Source organism: Paracoccus angustae, from assembly GCF_042648745.1.
In the GTDB taxonomy this organism is placed as follows: Bacteria; Pseudomonadota; Alphaproteobacteria; order Rhodobacterales; family Rhodobacteraceae; genus Paracoccus; species Paracoccus angustae.
In genome coordinates, this window is record NZ_JBHRXY010000120.1 from 1 (window position 1) to 1047 (window position 1047).

The following is a 1047-nucleotide window of genomic DNA, read 5'->3' on the forward strand; positions in this document are numbered from 1 at the left end:
GCCGGCAGCACCTTTTGCACCGATGGCCGGATCGCCCCGGACGACGGGCCAAGACCGGAGCCAAAAACCGGGGCCAGAAACCGGGGCAAAGACCGGGACCGGCGCCACAATCAGCGCCCGATCCAGCCCCCCGACCCCGGCAACCGGTTTCGCAGAAGGCCCGGACAAACCCCCTCAGCAGCCGCCGCCTTCCTGACGAAGGATGCCGATGCGGCAAGCCGATGGACCATGGTGGCCCCGTCCACGTATCGGCCGTCAGGACGGCATTGAGAAAAAGGGCGCATGATGGCAGCTATTACTTCGCAAGGATGCGGCAGCAAGCCTGTCGGGACGGGGATCGGAAGTCAGTTCCGAAAACCGACACCGGCGGCAGCGCGGCCCGCCCGAGCGTCCCTTATCGGAGTGCCTGATCATGACCGCCTTTTTCAACGCGCCGGACGGAACCGGCAAAACCGTCAAGGGATCGCTCAAGGGGGCGGACGAGCCGGCTGATGACGGCCCCACGCCGGACATGGTCGAAATGGCGGCGCAGGGGGCGCGGATCAACGTCCTGGATGGCGTCCTCACCACCCCCTTGGCCGGTGCTGCGGTGCCCCGGCCGAACGGCAAGACGACCCTGAACCTGCTGGACCTCGCCGAGGCGCAATCCTTCGGCGCCGGTCTGCCGGGCGCGCGACGGGCCGTGGTTCATGTCTCGGCGGCGGCCCAGAAGCGCGGCCATCCGTCCGGCGAGGGCTACTGGCTTCCCATCGACAGCAACAACCATTTCGTCTGCGAGCCGGGGCAGCGGCATCGGAAATGGCATTTCGGGCGCTCTGCCGGATGCCTGACGCGGGCGCGGATCGCGGCCGATATAGGGCTACCGGAAAGGATCGTGACCGCCGCCTGGCTGCTGACCCGCCCGCAATACGGCGGCGCACCGGAAACCGCGCTTCACGCCGACCTGTTCGAGATGGTCCGCGACCATCTGGTCGCCGACAACCAGCCTTGCCGGTCGGATCATTATTTTCTGGAGCGCGGCCACGACTACAGCGGCTTTGACTGGGG

1 protein-coding gene is annotated in these 1047 nt (G+C 67.3%); it reads left to right on the forward strand.

All coding sequences use genetic code 11. The annotated features are described in order from the left end of the window. Positions 1 to 412: 412 nt before the first annotated feature. On the forward strand, positions 413 to 1047 hold a 635-nt coding region (locus tag ACFOM8_RS23020), incomplete at its 3' end, for a hypothetical protein (protein ID WP_377764686.1).